The sequence below is a fragment of the Enterobacter hormaechei subsp. hoffmannii genome (assembly GCF_001729745.1).
Classification (GTDB): Bacteria; Pseudomonadota; Gammaproteobacteria; order Enterobacterales; family Enterobacteriaceae; genus Enterobacter; species Enterobacter intestinihominis.
The window spans coordinates 1,657,300-1,674,991 of the sequence record NZ_CP017186.1 but is presented as its reverse complement, the minus strand read 5'-3'; the positions used below and the strand labels follow the sequence as shown (position 1 = coordinate 1,674,991).

Below are 17,692 nucleotides of genomic sequence, written 5' to 3'. Positions count from 1 at the left end.
AGGGGGCATTTATGCGTATTGAAGTCACCATTGCCAAAACCACCGTCCTGCCTGCTGGCGCACTCGACGCTCTGGCGGGTGAGCTATCCCGACGTATTAACAGCACTTTTCCTGAAAACGATGGCGCCATAACGGTACGTTATGCGACAGCAAACCATCTTTCCGTCATTGGCGGCGCGAAAGAAGACAAAGACCGCATCAGCGAAATTTTGCAGGAAACATGGGAAAGCGCCGACGACTGGTTTATCACTGATTAAAATTTGCTCCCTCATTGTGTTTTTTTGCCGGGTCGCCCCGGCTTTTTTTCGTTTCGTCTCCTGGAAGTTCAAAATATTTCAGTATCTTCTTAGAAAATCGTGAACAAGATGACGTTTTATTGTTCGAACAATCCTAAAAAGCAGAAAAATGTGTTGCTACCCGTTTATTTTTTCCTGCGGAACCCTTATTAATTGATATACTGAAAAAGCTTTCAGAAAAACATGCATTGAACCTCAAAGTCGTTGTCTTCTAACACGCATTAAGGGGGTTATAATGGAAAAGAATAATGAAGTCATCCAGACCCATCCACTCGTTGGCTGGGATATCAGCACCGTAGACAGCTACGATGCGCTGATGCTGCGTTTGCACTACCAGACCCCGAATCAGCTAAACCGTGACGAAGCGGAAGTTGGACAGACGCTGTGGCTTACAACAGACGTCGCCCGTCAGTTTATTTCTATTTTGGAAGCAGGCATCGCAAAAATAGAATCTGGCGACTACCAGGAAAATGAGTATAAACGGCATTGACCTTATGCCCCTTTTCACTCAACAGGCACCCTCGCGGTGCCTTATTTATTTCGCTCTTGTATAAGCCCACATAGTTAATTACTCTGCTAACAAAGCGTTAGTAAAGAGAAGCCTATGAAATACGATTTGATCATTATCGGAAGCGGCTCCGTTGGATCTGCAGCCGGTTATTACGCTACGCAGGCGGGTCTGAATGTGCTGATGATTGACGCCCACCTTCCCCCCCATTCTGAAGGAAGCCATCACGGCGATACCCGTTTGATCCGTCACGCTTACGGTGAAGGTGAACGCTATGTACCGCTGGTGCTTCGGGCTCAGACGCTGTGGGATGAGCTGGCCGCAGTCACCGAAGAACGCATTTTTGAGCGCACCGGGGTTATTAATCTGGGGCCCGCCAACTCCACGTTTCTGGCGAATGTCGAGGAGAGCGCGAAAGCCTACCGTCTGGACGTTGAGCGTCTGGATGCGAACGACATAATGGCGCGCTGGCCGGAAATTTCTGTCCCTGAAGACTACATTGGATTGTTTGAAGCCAATTCCGGGGTACTGCACAGCGAAACGGCCATTAAGACCTGGATTGATCTCGCCGCCAAAGCGGGCTGCGCACAGTTGTTTAACTGTCCGGTCACGGGCATCACCCACCATGCCGGGGGTTCAACCGTCACCACGTCTGAAGGTGAATATACCGCCGCACGCCTGCTGGTCAGTGCGGGAACGTGGGTGACGAAACTGCTGCCGGATCTGCCCATCCAGCCGGTACGCAAAGTCTTCTCCTGGTTCCAGTCTGACGGGCGTTACAGCAGCCAGAACAAATTCCCGGCGTTCACGGGCGAGTTACCTAATGGCGACCAGTACTACGGTTTCCCCTCGGAAAAAGACGCGCTCAAGATTGGCAAACATAACGGCGGACAGGTAATTTCCTCTGCGGAAGAACGCAAGCCGTACGGAGCCTATCCGCAGGATGGTTCCGAAGCCTTCACGTTCCTGCGTAATATTCTGCCGGGCGTAGGCGGGTTGCTTTATGGCGCAGCGTGCACCTACGACAATACGCCAGATGAAGACTTCATCATCGACACCTTGCCTGGGCACGACAACACCCTGATCGTAACCGGGCTCAGCGGTCACGGGTTTAAATTTGCCTCTGTGTTAGGTGAAATCGCCGCCCAGTTTGCTCAGGGGATTGCGCCTTCGTTTGATCTCAAACCCTTCGCGCTCTCGCGCTTTAGCCGATAATACCGCTACAGGCTCCGAATAACCGGAGCCTGATTTGCGAGAGGATCATGATGCGCAGACTGGTGAATTACCTTATCAGTAACATCCGCGAGCATTTCATGCTCTACATTGTCCTTTGGTCGCTGCTGGCGATTGTTGACGTCATCTTTATTGTATTCTTCTGAAAACCATCACTGACGTTTATTGACACTCCTTTAAACTTATTTAACTTATAGTTTTTATAAAAAGTCATCTCAAATTTATTGAACGAAGCGATTGAAATACATTGCGGAAACATATTCAAATTCGCTGAAATAAAATAACTAAATAACATTATTCCTTTTTTTCAGTTGCATTATTTAATTAATCCGGCCATTTTTATTGCTCAGTCATTTGAGAACGGAAATTCATATGCAATGGCGTAACTCCTCCAGCCGCTACGGAATAATATCCATGTGTTTACACTGGCTATTTGCACTTGCTGTCTATGCCATGTTTGGTCTCGGCCTCTGGATGGTGACATTAAGCTATTATGACGGTTGGTATCATCAGGCCCCCGAATTGCACAAAAGCATTGGGGTTCTGTTGATGATGGGTCTGGTTTTTCGCGTGATCTGGCGACATCTCTCTCCGCCCCCTCCAGCCCCCAAAAGCCATGGCCGTCTTACCCGCATAAGCGCTGTTGGCGCACATATCGCACTCTATGCCCTGCTGTTCGCCATTCTGATCAGCGGTTATCTCATTTCGACCGCAGACGGCAAACCGATCAGCGTGTTTGGGCTCTTTGACGTCCCTGCCACGCTGGCTGACGCCGGTTCACAGGTTGACACCGCAGGTGTGGTTCATCTGTGGCTGGCATGGAGCGTGGTGATCCTGTCTGTTCTGCATGGCCTTGCGGCCCTGAAACACCACTTTATTGATAAAGACGATACGCTGAAGCGCATGCTTGGCCGTTCGTCAGTTGACTCTGGAGCATAAAATGAAAAAACGCCTGTTGGGTATCGCATTAGGTTCGCTGTTATTTACCACCGGTTCGGCCATTGCCGCCGACTATAAAATTGATAAAGAAGGCCAGCATGCCTTCGTCAATTTCCGTATTCAGCATCTGGGTTACAGCTGGTTATATGGTACGTTCAATGATTTCGATGGCACATTTAGTTTCGACGAGAAAAACCCTGCTGCCGATAAAGTAAACGTCACCATTAATACTAACAGCGTCGACACTAATCACGCCGAGCGTGATAAACATCTGCGCAGCGCTGAATTCCTGAACGTAGGCAAATTCCCGCAAGCTACTTTCGCGTCGACAGAAGTGAAGAAAGACGGTGATAAGCTCGCTATTACCGGTAATCTTACGCTGAACGGCGTAACAAAACCGGTAACACTGGATGCGAAATTAATCGGCCAGGGCGACGATCCGTGGGGCGGAAAACGTGCTGGCTTTGAAGCCGCCGGCAAAATTCATCTGAAAGATTTTAATATCACCACAGATTTAGGACCGGCATCGCAGGATGTAGAGCTGATTATTTCGGTGGAAGGCGTTCAGCAGAAGTCATAAAACAGGCCCGGCAGGCTTTTGCGCCGCCGGGCAATGTTTTACTCCGGGTCCGGAATACCCAGTTTGGTATTCAGTCGGCCCCGGGATTTATTAAAGATCTTATTCCCGTTCTCGCGCCCGGCACGGCGACGACGTTGCTCTTCTTCAGGCAGGATACTCTCTTCACTGCACAGCTCGCTACAGCAGCCATTAAACTTCTCGGCACATGCAGGACACTGAATAAACAGAAGATGACAACCGTCGTTTTTGCAGTTGGTATGCGTGTCGCACGGCGTACCGCACTGGTGGCAGTGAGCGATTACGTCCTCTGAAATTCGCTCGCCCATACGCTCATCAAACACAAAGTTTTTACCGATAAAACGCACCGGTAACCCCTGCTCGCGGGCGCGGCGGGCATATTCAATGATCCCACCCTCAATATGCCAGACTTTATTAAAACCGTTGTGTTTCATCCAGGCACTGGCTTTTTCGCAGCGGATCCCCCCGGTGCAATACATAACGATCTTTTTGTCTTTATGCTTCTGCATCATCTCAACCGCTTTCGGCAGCTGTTCACGGAAAGTGTCGGCAGGAATTTCCATCGCATTCTCGAAGTGGCCCACTTCATATTCGTAGTGGTTACGCATATCGATGAACACTGCATCCGGATCGTCGAGCATCGCGTTCACTTCAGCGGCCTTGAGGTACTCCCCCACATTCGCGGCATTGAAGCTCGGATCGTCGATGCCATCCGCCACAATACGCTCACGCACCTTCATGCGCAGCACCCAGAACGATTTGCCGTCATCATCCAGCGCAATGTTCAGGCGTAAGCCGTTAAGCGCCGGATCAAAACCATAAAGGAGATCGCGGAAGGCGCTGACTTTGCTTTCCGGCACGCTGATCTGCGCGTTAATACCCTCACGCGCCAGATAGACGCGACCAAACACGTTCAGGGCGGTGAAAGCCTGGTAAAGCGCATCGCGGGTCGCCTGTGGATCGTTGATGGTAAAATATTTATAGAAAGAGATCGTTGTGCGCGGTTCGGTTTCGGCCAACATACGCGCTTTCAACATCTCATTCGAAACGCGGTTGTGTAACACTGGCATGGTGTACAAGTCCTGCAATCGTTGAGAAATAAAAATCGGTCGGCATGATATAGCAAACAAAGACAATTTACATCCACACAATTTACGCTACATTTCAGTCAACCTGATTAATCAGACTTAACACTTGCATATTCTTTCATGTTTCGATGACAGACATTTTGGCTATGCCTCAAAAAATGAGACAATAGCCCTTCAGGACGTTAGAACACAGGACAGACATGACCCAGTTACCGAAATTTACTGCCGCGCTTTTACACCCACGCTATTGGTTAACATGGTCAGGCATTGGCTTGTTGTGGCTAATTGTACAGCTGCCTTATCCCGTAATTTTCCGCATGGGTAAAGGACTGGGCCGCATTGCTCAACAATTTATGAAGCGTCGCGCCAGGATCGCGTATCGAAATCTTGAGCTTTGCTTTCCTCAGATGAGCGAATCTGAGCGTCACGACATGGTGGTTAAAAACTTCGAATCTGTCGGCATGGGACTGATGGAGACCGGTATGGCCTGGTTCTGGTCTGATAAGCGCATGGCGCGCTGGACGGAAGTGGCCGGAACCGGCATGGATCCGGTGCATCATCTCCAGGCCAACCAGACTGGCGTCCTGCTGATTGGCGTTCATTTCCTGACACTCGAAATTGGCGCACGCATGTTCGGCATGCAGGCGCCGGGTATTGGCGTTTATCGTCCCAACGATAATCCGGTGATCGATTTGATCCAGACCAACGGACGCATGCGCTCGAATAAAAGCATGATCGACCGCAAAGACCTTAAAGGGATGATCCGCGCCCTCAAATCAGGTGAAGTGGTCTGGTATGCCCCGGATCATGACTACGGCCCGCAATCCAGCGTGTTTGTCCCGTTCTTTGCGGTGGAAGAGGCCGCGACGACCACCGGGACCTGGATGCTGGCGCGGATGTCCAAAGCCGCTATCGTGCCGTTTGTGCCGCGCCGTAAGCCGGACGGTTCAGGCTATCAGCTCATCATGCTGGAGCCGGAACTCGCTCCGCCGCTCGACGACGCGGAAACTACCGCGCGTTGGATGAACGGCATTGTGGAGAAATGCATTATGCTCGCTCCCGAGCAGTACATGTGGCTGCATCGCCGCTTCAAAACCCGGCCTCAGGGCGTCCCTTCTCGTTATTAATCTGCATGCGGTCTTCCGGGCCGCAAGCTGTTTTAGCTTTAAAAACTCCCCGTCATTGCGGCAATCATACCCCAGGCGCATAATTAGCAGGCTTATTACCTCACTGGTCACGGTGCCCTGCACCTCATTATGCGGATAGTTATGTCCTCCACAGATGCTCCCATAAACTGGAAACGCAACCTGACGGTTGCATGGCTGGGTTGTTTTCTTACTGGCGCCGCCTTTAGCCTGGTAATGCCCTTCCTGCCCCTCTACGTTGAACAGCTCGGCGTCACCGGCCATAGCGCACTGAATATGTGGTCCGGCCTGGTGTTCAGCATTACGTTCCTGTTCTCCGCCATTGCGTCGCCTTTCTGGGGTGGGCTTGCGGATCGCAAAGGCCGCAAAATTATGCTGCTGCGCTCCGCGCTCGGCATGGCGATCATAATGCTGTTGATGGGGGTGGCGCAAAATGTCTGGCAGTTTCTGATATTACGCGCGCTTCTGGGTCTGCTCGGGGGATTTATCCCCAATGCCAACGCCCTGATCGCAACCCAAATCCCACGCCATAAAAGCGGCTGGGCATTGGGTACGCTCTCCACTGGCGGCGTAAGCGGCGCACTGCTGGGTCCGCTGGCGGGCGGGCTGCTGGCCGACCACTACGGACTGCGGCCGGTATTCTTCATTACCGCCAGCGTGCTGTTCCTCTGCTTCCTCGTGACGCTTATCTGCATCCGCGAGAATTTCACGCCGGTAGCCAAAAAAGAGATGCTGCACGCCCGGGATGTGCTGGCCTCGCTGAAAAACCCAAAGCTGGTGCTGAGCCTGTTTGTGACCACCATGATTATTCAGGTGGCCACCGGTTCAATCGCGCCTATTCTGACGCTCTATGTCCGCGATCTGGCGGGAAACGTCAGCAACATTGCTTTTATTAGCGGCCTGATCGCCTCTGTTCCCGGCGTGGCCGCGTTGCTGAGCGCGCCGCGGCTCGGCAAGCTGGGCGATCGCATCGGCCCGGAGAAAATTCTGATCTGCGCCCTGATCCTCTCCGTTCTGCTGCTGATCCCCATGTCGATGGTGCAGTCTCCCTGGCAGCTCGGCGTGTTGCGCTTTCTGCTGGGCGCAGCGGACGGCGCGTTGCTTCCTGCGGTGCAGACGCTGCTGGTTTATAACTCCACCAACCAGATTGCCGGGCGTATTTTCAGCTACAACCAGTCGTTTCGCGATCTGGGTAACGTCACCGGGCCGCTGGTCGGCGCGGGGGTTTCGGCCAGTTTCGGTTTCCGGGCGGTCTTTATCGTGACGGCAGGCGTCGTGCTGTTCAACGCTGTTTATTCCTGGCTCAGCTTATCCCGGGCGCTACGCCCGGCGCGCATAACACAACATCGTGACGGCTAATTTACGCATTCATACTTGCAAAATCATATAATCAGCTATTCTTTCCCTGAATACCTTCACGAAAAACAGGGAGACACCAATGACCATGTACGCCACGCTGGAAGAAGCTATCGATGCCGCTCGCGAAGAATTCCTCGCCGATAATCCCGGCATTGAGGAAGAAGATGCTGACGTGCAACAACTCAATATCCAAAAATACGTCCTTCAGGACGGCGATATTATGTGGCAGGCCGAATTCTTTGCTGATGAAGGTGAAGACGGAGAATGTCTGCCGATACTGAGTGGTGAAGGTGCGCAGGCGGTATTCGACGGCGACTATGACGAAATTGAGTTACGTCAGGAGTGGCTGGAAGAAAATACGCTGCATGAATGGGATGAAGGTGAGTTTCAGCTCGAACCGCCGCTGGATACCGAAGAGGGTCAGGCCGCAGCGGATGAATGGGATGAGCGATAAGCTCTCGTTACTCGTAAGGGCCGTGGCTGGCATCGATGGGCAGCAGTAGCGTGTCGAAAATCAGCGAAAACGGCAGATCGAGCACGGTGAGATAGCGCCATGCGGAATCGCGGACATCCCACTGTACGCCGGGGTAGTACTGATTCCCGTGGCCCTGTCCGGGAATGGTGCGGCTGATGATGCTGCCGCAGCCGCTGAGCAGGCATGCCATCATGACGACGATGATTACTTTCATTTCTGACCTCTAAAAAAATACCGGCCTCACAGCCGGTATTTTATTTGGCGGGTGGCGCTTCGCTTACCCGCCCTACTTAACAACTTACTTCGCCTTCAGGGCCAGCGGATTCAGCTTCACGTCCTTGTAGTAGTTCACCCACGAAGAGTATCTCTCCGGAGAAGTCCACACGCGGTAGTGAAGCCGTGCCATCGTCACCGGATCGCTCAACAGCACCAGACGACGGTCGCGGTTAAGCTTTTCTGGCGTCTCATTCAGCGCCTGCTCAACGTGGCGATCGCGGGCGATCTCCAGCACCTGGCTGGCGCGGTGACGCGCAGTCGCCATCGCGGTTGCCAGCGCGTTGAATGACGGGTTAAACACGGCGTGCATAAAGCCATCATCCAGCGTGCGTTTGCGGTTCTGCTCCAGATAGGTATCGGTATCCACCAGCACCTGCGGCGGAGAATACTCTTCCGGGATCAGGAACAGCTTCCAGCGTTTGGTACGCAGGCCCACCGTAGAACGGCTGGAGATCACCGACACAAATGGCGACAGGATCAGCGAGAAGACGATTGGCGCCAGCCAGAACAGGAAACGCAGATCCAGCCAGGCCATACCAACGGCCCACACCAGGCCCAGCAGCAGCTGAGAGCCGTGGCGCATAAAGGCTTCACTCCATGGCGTAGAGTCATCGTCACGCTGCGGTGAATTCCACACCACTTCCCATCCCAGGAACGCGCTCACCACGAATACCGTGTGGAACAGCATACGCACCGGTGCCAGCAGGACCGAGAACAGCACTTCCAGCAACAGTGAAAGGGTTACACGGCAGAAACCACCGTACTCCTTCGAACCTTTACACCAGATCAGAATGATACTGAGCAGCTTAGGCAGGAACAGCAGCACCATGGTCGACGCGAACAGCGCAATCGCCAGCTCCGGACGCCACTGCGGCCACACCGGGAACAGCTGGCGCGGTTGCAGGAAGTACTGCGGCTCCGTCAGGGCATGCACAACCTGCAACGCGGTCGAGAGTGCCAGGAACATAAACCACAGCGGCGCAGACAGATAGGACATGACGCCCGTCAGGAACACCGCACGGTGAACAGGGTGCATCCCCTTCACCAGAAACAGGCGGAAGTTCATCAGGTTACCGTGACACCAGCGGCGGTCGCGCTTGAGCTCATCCAGCAGGTTCGGCGGCAGCTCTTCATACGAGCCCGGCAGATCGTAGGCAATCCAGACGCCCCACCCTGCGCGACGCATCAGCGCGGCTTCCACAAAGTCATGCGACAGAATGGACCCGGCAAACGATCCTTCACCCGGCAGCGGCGCCAGGGCGCAGTGCTCAATGAATGGCTTCACGCGGATAATGGCGTTGTGGCCCCAGTAGTGAGATTCACCCAGCTGCCAGAAGTGCAGACCGGCAGTAAACAGCGGCCCGTAGACGCGGGTCGCAAACTGCTGGCAGCGCGCATACAGCGTGTCCATACCGGACGCTTTTGGCGAGGACTGAATAATACCCGCGTTCGGATTGGCTTCCATCAGACGGACCAGCCCGCTCAGGCAGTCGCCGCTCATCACGGAGTCCGCATCCAGTACCACCATGTAGCTGTACTGGTTACCCCAGCGACGACAGAAGTCATCGATGTTCCCGCTCTTACGCTTAACACGACGACGACGACGACGGTAGAAGATCTGCCCTTCGCCCTGCACTTCAGCAATCAGCTCCATCCAGGCTTTTTGCTCTGCCACGCAGATATCCGGGTTGTAGCTGTCGCTCAGGATGTAGACGTCGAAATGCGCCGCGTTACCGGTCGCCTTTACGGACTCCCAGGTGGCACGCAGCCCGGCGAATACGCGGTCAACATCTTCGTTACAGATAGGCATGATCAGCGCGGTACGGTGCTCAGGATTGAGGGGTTCATCCCCGACCGTCGACGCGGAAATGCTGTATTTGTCACGCCCCATCAGCAGTTGCAGGAAGCCCATCAGCGCCGTCCAGAACCCGGCGGAGACCCAACAGAACAGCACGGCAAACAGCAGAAGGATGCCGCTCTGTAAAATATACGGCAGCAGCTGCATGAAGGAGACCCAGATATCCTGGCCAATCATGTCAGCAGGGTTAATCAATGCCCAGCCCTGGTACGGCAGAATAGTTTTCATGTACCAGGTGGCGACAACCGTCTGTGCCAGCGTCAGCAGCAGCAGAATGTAACGACGAATCGTTCCCACGGTACGCCATTTCTGCTCGGACGCCTGCTGTTCTTCGGTCAGACGTGACAGATAGCGCGGCGTCACGTCACGCCCACGCAGGCGATCCCAGAAGCGACCCACCGGGTTGGTGCGCCACGGATCGGGGAACATAGAGGAACGCGTGGCCTTCGGCATCGCCTGTAGCTGGTCACGCCCTTCGTCATCCTTGATTAACTGCCCTTCTGCCAGCGAGTCTGGCCATGCCTGCTCCAGACGTGCCTTCACTGACCCCAGCGGCGTATCATCATCACGGGAAAAGTGACGATGTTCACCATCCAGCGCGGTGTGAACCGCGCGGATGTCGCTCGCAGGGAGTGCCGCTTTTTCAATGTCCGTTAGCGGCATGGCATCAATATATTCAGATGTATTATTCATTGGCAGGTAGCTGATAGCTCCAGGTTTCACTCAGCGGCTTATCGTTACTGACCAGCGCGGCGCGCATTTCAGTGGTCTGTTTCGGATCTTTCACCTTCACGCGCAGGGTCAAACGCCACCCTTTGGTGACCGGATTGTAACGCACGGCGTTCTCAACGATTTCACCGTTATCGCCAATGCTGGCCTGTGCCGTCACGGCAGTATCCGGCGCCAGTTTTTTCATATCCTGCCCGGTGAAGTCCACGATAAATGCCAGCGTGCCATCCGGCTGACGAATCAGGTTGGACTGCTTCACGTCCCCCGTAGAACGACGCGTCTGCATCACATACGCGTTATCCGGTGCGTGCAGTTTGTCTTCGTCACGGCTGAAGGTGATCGCATACTTGAAGTTCATCTCTTTACCGGCTTCAGGCAGCTGATCCGGTGTCCAGTACGCCACGATGTTATCGTTGGTTTCATCATTGGTTGGAATTTCAACCAGCTCAACCTTGCCTTTACCCCAGTCGCCTTTCGGTGTAACCCAGGCACTTGGGCGCAGATCGTAGCGGTCGTCCAGATCTTCAAAGCGGGAGAACTGACGGCCACGTTGCAGCAGACCAAAGCCCTGCGGGTTTTCCATCGCAAAGCTGCTGACGGCGAGGTGTTTCGGGTTGTTCAGCGGACGCCAGATCCACTCGCCGTTACCAGCATGAATGGAAAGGCCATTAGAATCATGCAGTTGAGGGCGGAAGTTAGTCGCCGGAGACGGCTGATTCGGCCCGAACAGGAACATGCTGGTCAGCGGCGCGACGCCCAGTTTGCCCACTTTATCGCGCAGGTAAACTTTAGACTGCACGTCAACCACCGTGTCACGCCCTGGCATGATCACGAAGCGATAAGCGCCTGTCGCACGAGGGGAGTCCAGCAGCGCATAAATTGTCAGACGTTTGTCGGTTGGTTTTGGACGTTCGATCCAGAACTCGCGAAAACGTGGAAATTCTTCACCTGATGGCAGCGCGGTATCAATTGCCAGACCGCGCGCAGAAAGCCCGTACACCTGCCCCGCGCCAATCACGCGGAAGTAGCTGGCACCAAGCATGCTGACGATTTCGTCGTTTTTATCTTTGCTGTTAATCGGGTAAAGCACCTTGAAGCCTGCGAAGCCGAGGTCTTTCACCGTGTCTTTATCGTGTTGCACATCGCCAAAATTGAAATAATCCGGGCTGTACTTGATTTTACGTACCGCGGTCGCCGTCACTTCATTGATGGCAACCGGCGTGTCGAAGTACATACCCTGGTGGTAAAATTCAAGCTTGAACGGGGTTTTAATATTGTTCCAGTACGCTTTATCGTGATTGAACTGGATCTGCTGATAGTCCGCGTATTTCATGTCGCGGAAAACGGAGGGCAGGTTACTTTTTGGCGCTTCGTAGCTCTTGCCCGCCATCGATTTAGCCTGTTTTGCGACATCATCGATGTTAAAGGCCAGTGCAGATGAGGTATACAGTGACAACAGCACTGCTACACCCAACCAACGCATTTTCATCATTTGTGGTTTATGTTTCATAATAAGTAAGCACTTCCCCCTTTGTGTGCTTATATCGATCCGATCCATTTTAATGGAAACTCAGGCAATCCGACAACATTATCACTGCTTTGTTCAGCTCGCTGGCTCATGGATTAAGCAAATGAAAGAACCCGCTTTACACTTTGCGTGCTTATCCTGGAGACAGGGTGTCGGTCTTGGTGTAGGGTTGGCTCCGAATGTAACCATTATGAGCCTTAGGGATAAGGCGAAAAGTCTGAGAATGCGCAAAGTTATATGAGCACAACCCCTGTACAACGTGAATATTTCCTCGACTCGATCCGCGCATGGCTCATGCTATTGGGGATCCCTTTTCATATTTCACTGATCTATTCCAGCCACACCTGGCATGTGAACAGCCAGATGCCCTCCTGGTGGCTGACGCTGTTCAATGATTTTATCCATGCCTTCCGCATGCAGGTGTTTTTCGTCATTTCAGGCTATTTCTCTTACATGCTCTTCTTGCGCTATCCCCTCAAGCGGTGGTGGAAAGTGCGCGTGGAGCGCGTGGGCATACCAATGTTGACGGCCATTCCGCTGCTGACGCTGCCGCAGTTCATCATGTTGCAGCATGTTAAAGGCAAGGCGGAAAACTGGCCTAATCTCTCGTTCTATGAGAAATACAACACCCTGGTCTGGGAGCTGATTTCCCACCTCTGGTTCCTGCTGGTACTGGTGGTGCTAACCACGGTGAGTTTGCTGATCTTCAGTCAACTGCGCCAGCGCGCGAGCGCCGCAACCTCGACCTTCTTCGCCAACATCACCCTGGGCAAGCTGTCGCTGCTGTTTCTTGCGCTGGGGGTCGCGTATGCCGCCGTCAGGCGTACCCTGCTCATTGTCTACCCTCCCATTCTGAGCGATGGGCTGTTTAATTTCGTGGTGATGCAGACCCTGTTCTACATTCCCTTCTTCCTGATTGGGGCGCTGGCATTTATTCATCCCCGGCTTAAAGCGCTGTTTACCACCCCCTCCCCCTGGTGTGCGGTGGGTGCTGCGCTGGCCTTTGCCGCCTATCTTCTCAATCAGCGCTTTGGCAGCGGGGACGCGTGGATGTATGAGACAGAGAGCGTGATAACGATGCTGATGGGCCTGTGGATGGTTAATGTGGTGTTTGCCCTTGGCCATCGTCTGCTGAATTTTAAATCAAGTCGCGTCACCTATTTCGTTAATGCTTCACTGTTTATCTACCTGGTCCACCATCCGCTGACGCTGTTTTTCGGGGCGTACATTACGCCGCATATCAAATCGAATGCGCTGGGCTTCTTCACCGGTCTGGTCTTTGTGGTTGGCATTGCCATCGTGTTGTATGAAATCCACCTGCGGATCCCGCTTTTGCGTTTCCTGTTCTCAGGCAAACCTCAGGTTAAAGCGGGATAAAAAAACGGCGCCTCCAGAGCGCCGTTTTTGCTTTTCAGACATCAAAATGCCTGGCTGCGCGCGGTCAAAATCCGTTGATACAAGTCGGCGGTGTGCTCATCGAAACAGACAAAAATGACTTTTTCCGGCATGGGTTTGAGGGAAAGGTAGTGATAAACGGTATTCACGGCGATCGTAGCTGCCGCTTCCTTTGGATAACCGTACACCCCGGTGCTAATGGCGGGGAATGCCATGGTCTTATAGCCGTTATCTGCCGCAAGCCGCAGGCAGTTACGATAAGCCTGCTCCAGAATCTCAGCCTCATGGCGGTCGCCACCGTGCCAGACGGGTCCAACGGTATGGATCACCGCTTTGGCCGGGAGATCGCCCGCAAGCGTAATAACAGCATGCCCCGGCGGGCACTCTCCCTGCTGCTGGCGCACGGTTTTGCATGCTTCAAGGAGCTGAGGGCCCGCGGCCCGGTGAATGGCACCGTCTACCCCGCCCCCACCCATCAGGGAGGAATTGGCTGCGTTGACGATCACGTCAACGTGCACCGTCGTGATATCGCCATGAATAACGTCGATTTGCGGTCTCATAAACACCCTCTGCAACCCGCCTTTTTCATCAGTGTATCGCAGAGGGAGAAGGAGAAAAACTGTCGCGAAAAAAACGGCGGTTAACGGTAATCCACCTGAACGACCGCAAGCGTTTTCTTTTCATTCAGGTATTTCATGGTGACAGCGGCCAGCGCTGAGTGAGGATGATGGCCCCGGAGCGCCTCGTCATAACTGATGGTATGCGTTTTCATACGGTTATTTTCCGGGCAGGAAATCGCAAACTGCCGATGCTGGGGCGTGACTTCGCACGGGTCAGCGACCACCGCGCCACGAAAATGAATCACCCCACCATTCTCTATAGTTGCTGAATAAGCCGGAGAAAAAAAAGAGGACAGGATCAGTCCCAGACCAGGAATAATACACGCTGCGGATTTGAACATTATTTGTACTCCTCAATGAAATTCGTCCTTGAGGGGTAAAAACGCTCCGTTATGACGTATCAATTTAAGCAACCCGTTTGCTGGGTTCTTGATATCAGCATAGCTTACCTGTGCAGCGCCGCCACTTTATTAAATCATTGATTTTATGAATGATTAAAGCGTACTTGCCGGTGCGTTCCACTGCTGTGATAAATGAAGCGATTTTCCATCGGAAACGGTGACGATTATTTTTACCGCATCCCCTGAGCGAATATTTAAACTGATTCGCGTTAAATCAATCGGCTGATTAGCGGGTATAAAAAGAGTATTTTTCTGCCGCGATGTAATTTGTCCCCCCTGCCCCTGTCGGACAGATAACACCTCAACCTGACATTCGCAGGCGTCTGCCAGCGTGACCTGAGGAATAATGGTTGTCACATTTGCCTGCTGTGAGGTGCTGAACGTTATCTGGCTGGCAAGCGCGGCAAGGAGAATGAAGGTGCTCATGAGATCCTCCCGAAAAAAAACAGGGCGCATGCCCTGTTTTTTGGTACAGAAATGAATCAGTACTGGTGTGCGGTCGCGTTGTTGCCGAAGCCAACCTGGTGCACAGTCACCGTTGAGCCGGACGCTGTCTGGTCTACCGCCGCGCCGTTGCCGCCGCCGAACTGTTTCACGTTGATAACAGAATCTTTGCTATTCCACTGGTCGATGGTGGCGCTGTTACCAAAGCCTTTTTGCAGCAGATCGATAGAACTGTCATCAGAGCCCTGGCCAACATCTGCGCCGTTACCGCCACCATGCTGGGTAATGGTCAATTCAGAATCTCGGGCGTCCGTCTGCAAAGCAAGCGCGGAGTTACCGCCGCCGTACTGGTAAATGCTCAGGGTTGAGTCAGGGCCGTTATTGCCGCCACCCCAGCCACCACCGTGACCGCCGCCAAATTGTGGTACCGCACCTGCGAAAGCACTGCCAGAAACTACGATTGCTGCAATAACTGCCACTTTGAAAAGTTTCATGGTAAACCCCCATCGGATTGATTAAGGCGTCACACATCGCTAGCGTTGAATAACGCGAATAGCCATCTGCGACTGTCTCTGTACTACAACTGCTGTTTTCTGCGTACCATACTGCGTTATATTCGCCCTGTTACCCGAGCCTTTCTGGATAATCATGGCGGTGTTGCCAAAAGCGCCCTGCTTAATACTCGCATCGTTGCCGTTGCCGGTCTGATCGATATAAGCAAGGTTATACGTCCCTGACTGATCAACATTCGCGCGGTTATTCCCGCCCTCCTGGGAAATAACGGACAGCAATTTAGAACCGCCCTGGCGTACATCAGCATTATTTCCTGAACCCTGTTGACCAATAATGGCTGCCTGATTGTATGAAGCTTTACTTAATTCATTTATCGCAAAATTATATTCAGAACTGGCTAAATCTGAATCACCTGCGATTACAAACCCAGGCGCACCCAGTAATGTAAACATCATAAACAACGTTTTGTTTTTCATGCTGTCACCTGGACCTGGCTATAAAAAAGGTATTCCTTACTCCGTTAACGCGATTCGTTTTGTTAACGCCGCGTTACGGAAAAGAGTATGTCTGCCGAAACATGTTTAATATCTCACCCGTGCGCCTTATTTTTATATTCCCCTTCACCTCAAAGTCGTAAATCTCGCCTGAAACGACGGGATACTCGCCTAAAGCAGAAACCAAAAATGTCTTCCTGCGCTTGTACAACAGCGAGACAGGCTGTCCAACCTGTACCGGCTTCTTCAGACAAAAACGACAATGCCCTTTGTCACGCGCGTGACACGAAGCAAGTTTTCTTAAGAAAAAATTCCGGCTTAGGGAAGTCTTATGTTTTTAGCAGAGCTCATACTTTTTACCGGCTGGCTTACAATAATAAAAAACCAGATAATACAACTCATTATAATATACCGTATGGTTTTTAAAATCTGTGCACGTTTATACACCTGTACAACTTTCCCCTTATCTTAAAATCTATTAACCCTGCAAAATACACAAATAAATATCGAATTTTACATTCTGTTACACGATTAACACTTGCTTTAAAGTTTGCAATAGCTAGATTGAAAACAGCAGTACGTTATTTGTTTTTAATTTTACCGCCTCCTTTGGAGGAAGGTTTTTTAACTACACACAGCAGTGCCACACCTGCAGTACTTCTGGTGCCCTTTTCAATAATACGAGGGCAGCTGCCGGGTGTCATAAATAACGTGGGGTTTCATCATGTTTAATGAAGTCCATAGCTTACCCGGTCATACATTATTGTTGATCACAAAACCTTCCTTACAAGCGACAGCGTTATTGCAGCATTTAAAACAATGCCTGTCACTTAACGGGAAACTTCATAACATTCAACGTTCTTTTGATGATATCGCTCCTGGCAGCATCATTCTTCTCGATATGATGGAAGCGGATAAAAAACTGATCCATTACTGGCAAGATAATTTAAGCAGGAAAAACAATAATATCCGCGTGTTGTTATTGAATACGCCTGATGAGTATCCTTTCCGCGAAATTGAGAGCTGGCCGCATATTAACGGCGTGTTTTACGTTACAGAAGAAGAAAACCGTGTCGTGGAGGGTTTGCAGGGCATATTGCGGGGGGAGTGTTATTTCTCGCAAAAACTGGCCAGCTACCTCATTACCCACTCCGGAAATTATCGCTATAACAGTTCGGAATCGGCCCTTCTGACGCACCGTGAGAAAGAGATCCTGAACAAACTGCGTATTGGTGCTTCAAATATTGAAATCGCCCGTTCGTTATTTATCAGCGAAAATACGGTTAAGACGCATCTTTATAATCTTTTCAAAAAGATAGCTGTTAAAAATCGCACGCAGGCGGTGTCGTGGGCAAACGATAACCTCAGGCGTTAATAGCATGAAACGCACCCTAAGTTGGATTGCCGCCGCAGGCATTATGCTTGCTGCCGGAAACCTTCAGGCTGTTGAGGTGGAAGTTCCTGGACTGTTGACCGACCACACTGTCACCTCTGTCGGACACGATTTTTATCGTGCCTTCAGCGATAAGTGGGAAAGCGATTATCCGGGTAATTTAACCATCAACGAACGGCCCAGTGCGCGGTGGGGAAGCTGGATCACAATAACCGCTAATCAGGACGTTATTTACCAGACTTTTTTATTCCCAACGAAAAGAGACTTCGATCAGAACGTCGCTTTCGCACTGGCACAAACAGAAGAAGCTATTAACCGCCTACAGTTAGATAAAGCCCTTTTGAGCACAGGCGATTTAGCAAAAGATGAGTTCTAGCAACGACACCTATTTCGGAGGCTG

The 17,692-nt window shown here is 52.0% G+C and carries 21 protein-coding genes; 12 read left to right on the top strand and 9 right to left on the bottom strand.

The window, feature by feature from the left end:
• Positions 1 to 11: 11 nt before the first annotated feature.
• The 6 genes from dinI (at position 12) to BFV65_RS07810 (ending at position 3,556) form a co-directional block, all read left to right on the top strand.
• Complete coding sequence (gene dinI, locus BFV65_RS07835) at positions 12 to 257, top strand: DNA damage-inducible protein I (RefSeq protein ID WP_022647715.1); 246 nt, start codon at positions 12 to 14, stop codon at positions 255 to 257.
• A gap of 274 nt (positions 258 to 531) precedes the next feature.
• Positions 532 to 786, top strand: a complete 255-nt coding sequence (bssS, locus tag BFV65_RS07830) for a biofilm formation regulator BssS (RefSeq protein WP_023299782.1) — start codon at positions 532 to 534, stop codon at positions 784 to 786.
• A 114-nt stretch (positions 787 to 900) separates the two neighbouring features.
• Positions 901 to 2,019: an N-methyl-L-tryptophan oxidase gene (gene solA, locus BFV65_RS07825; protein ID WP_069596441.1), complete on the top strand. Its 1,119-nt coding sequence runs from the start codon at positions 901 to 903 to the stop codon at positions 2,017 to 2,019.
• Between the two features lie 50 nt (positions 2,020 to 2,069).
• On the top strand, positions 2,070 to 2,183 hold the full coding sequence (locus tag BFV65_RS07820) for a YceO family protein (RefSeq protein ID WP_069596440.1): 114 nt from the start codon (positions 2,070 to 2,072) through the stop codon (positions 2,181 to 2,183).
• Positions 2,184 to 2,409: 226 nt separating this feature from the next.
• Entirely contained in the window at positions 2,410 to 2,976 is a 567-nt protein-coding gene (locus BFV65_RS07815) for a cytochrome b (RefSeq protein ID WP_069596439.1), read from the top strand.
• 1 nt (position 2,977) lies between these two features.
• The gene (locus BFV65_RS07810) at positions 2,978 to 3,556 is read left to right on the top strand and encodes a YceI family protein (RefSeq protein ID WP_022647711.1); all 579 of its coding nucleotides are present in this window, start codon (positions 2,978 to 2,980) and stop codon (positions 3,554 to 3,556) included.
• Positions 3,557 to 3,594: 38 nt separating this feature from the next.
• On the opposite strand, the gene trhO is transcribed toward BFV65_RS07810, so the two are convergent.
• Positions 3,595 to 4,644 carry an oxygen-dependent tRNA uridine(34) hydroxylase TrhO gene (trhO, locus tag BFV65_RS07805; RefSeq protein WP_069596438.1) on the bottom strand — a complete coding sequence of 350 codons (1,050 nt, stop codon included), beginning with the start codon at positions 4,642 to 4,644 and terminating at the stop codon, positions 3,595 to 3,597.
• 218 nt (positions 4,645 to 4,862) lie between these two features.
• Between trhO and BFV65_RS07800 the strand changes: the two genes are divergently transcribed.
• The 3 genes from BFV65_RS07800 (at position 4,863) to BFV65_RS07790 (ending at position 7,620) form a co-directional block, all read left to right on the top strand.
• Entirely contained in the window at positions 4,863 to 5,789 is a 927-nt protein-coding gene (locus tag BFV65_RS07800) for a Kdo(2)-lipid IV(A) acyltransferase (RefSeq protein WP_069596437.1), read from the top strand.
• A gap of 141 nt (positions 5,790 to 5,930) precedes the next feature.
• The gene (mdtG, locus tag BFV65_RS07795) at positions 5,931 to 7,166 is read left to right on the top strand and encodes a multidrug efflux MFS transporter MdtG (RefSeq protein ID WP_022647708.1); all 1,236 of its coding nucleotides are present in this window, start codon (positions 5,931 to 5,933) and stop codon (positions 7,164 to 7,166) included.
• 79 nt (positions 7,167 to 7,245) lie between these two features.
• The gene (locus BFV65_RS07790) at positions 7,246 to 7,620 is read left to right on the top strand and encodes a MysB family protein (RefSeq protein ID WP_003858026.1); all 375 of its coding nucleotides are present in this window, start codon (positions 7,246 to 7,248) and stop codon (positions 7,618 to 7,620) included.
• A 7-nt stretch (positions 7,621 to 7,627) separates the two neighbouring features.
• Here the strand turns inward: BFV65_RS07790 and BFV65_RS07785 are convergent, their stop codons facing one another.
• The 3 genes from BFV65_RS07785 to mdoG all read right to left on the bottom strand — a co-directional run bounded on the left by BFV65_RS07785 (position 7,628) and on the right by mdoG (position 12,014).
• Entirely contained in the window at positions 7,628 to 7,855 is a 228-nt protein-coding gene (locus BFV65_RS07785) for a YceK/YidQ family lipoprotein (RefSeq protein WP_003858030.1), read from the bottom strand.
• Between the two features lie 84 nt (positions 7,856 to 7,939).
• Positions 7,940 to 10,468, bottom strand: coding sequence for a glucans biosynthesis glucosyltransferase MdoH (gene mdoH / locus BFV65_RS07780; protein ID WP_069596436.1), 2,529 nt, complete (start codon positions 10,466 to 10,468; stop codon positions 7,940 to 7,942).
• The gene (mdoG, locus tag BFV65_RS07775) at positions 10,461 to 12,014 is read right to left on the bottom strand and encodes a glucans biosynthesis protein MdoG (protein ID WP_032622136.1); all 1,554 of its coding nucleotides are present in this window, start codon (positions 12,012 to 12,014) and stop codon (positions 10,461 to 10,463) included. The genes mdoH and mdoG overlap by 8 nt, the downstream gene beginning before the upstream one ends.
• A 255-nt stretch (positions 12,015 to 12,269) precedes the next feature.
• Here mdoG and mdoC point away from each other — a divergent pair, with 255 nt between their 5' ends.
• On the top strand, positions 12,270 to 13,409 hold the full coding sequence (gene mdoC / locus BFV65_RS07770; protein ID WP_022647705.1) for a glucans biosynthesis protein MdoC: 1,140 nt from the start codon (positions 12,270 to 12,272) through the stop codon (positions 13,407 to 13,409).
• 41 nt (positions 13,410 to 13,450) lie between these two features.
• Here the strand turns inward: mdoC and ymdB are convergent, their stop codons facing one another.
• From ymdB to csgB, 5 genes are all read right to left on the bottom strand, one after another.
• Positions 13,451 to 13,987, bottom strand: a complete 537-nt coding sequence (ymdB, locus tag BFV65_RS07765) for an O-acetyl-ADP-ribose deacetylase (RefSeq protein ID WP_015570849.1) — start codon at positions 13,985 to 13,987, stop codon at positions 13,451 to 13,453.
• Positions 13,988 to 14,067: 80 nt separating this feature from the next.
• On the bottom strand, positions 14,068 to 14,388 hold the full coding sequence (locus BFV65_RS07760) for a YmdA family protein (protein WP_069596435.1): 321 nt from the start codon (positions 14,386 to 14,388) through the stop codon (positions 14,068 to 14,070).
• A gap of 153 nt (positions 14,389 to 14,541) precedes the next feature.
• Positions 14,542 to 14,874, bottom strand: a complete 333-nt coding sequence (gene csgC / locus BFV65_RS07755) for a curli assembly chaperone CsgC (protein ID WP_069596434.1) — start codon at positions 14,872 to 14,874, stop codon at positions 14,542 to 14,544.
• A 56-nt stretch (positions 14,875 to 14,930) separates the two neighbouring features.
• On the bottom strand, positions 14,931 to 15,386 hold the full coding sequence (gene csgA / locus BFV65_RS07750; protein ID WP_003858043.1) for a curli major subunit CsgA: 456 nt from the start codon (positions 15,384 to 15,386) through the stop codon (positions 14,931 to 14,933).
• A 39-nt stretch (positions 15,387 to 15,425) separates the two neighbouring features.
• Positions 15,426 to 15,881, bottom strand: a complete 456-nt coding sequence (csgB, locus tag BFV65_RS07745; protein ID WP_023299774.1) for a curli minor subunit CsgB — start codon at positions 15,879 to 15,881, stop codon at positions 15,426 to 15,428.
• A gap of 742 nt (positions 15,882 to 16,623) precedes the next feature.
• Here csgB and csgD point away from each other — a divergent pair.
• Together csgD and csgE are read left to right on the top strand one after the other, a co-directional pair.
• The gene (csgD, locus tag BFV65_RS07740; protein WP_006809293.1) at positions 16,624 to 17,274 is read left to right on the top strand and encodes a biofilm master transcriptional regulator CsgD; all 651 of its coding nucleotides are present in this window, start codon (positions 16,624 to 16,626) and stop codon (positions 17,272 to 17,274) included.
• A gap of 4 nt (positions 17,275 to 17,278) precedes the next feature.
• Positions 17,279 to 17,668 (top strand): curli production assembly/transport protein CsgE, encoded by a 390-nt coding sequence (gene csgE, locus BFV65_RS07735; RefSeq protein WP_003858052.1) that lies wholly within the window; start codon positions 17,279 to 17,281, stop codon positions 17,666 to 17,668.
• Positions 17,669 to 17,692: the final 24 nt, after the last annotated feature.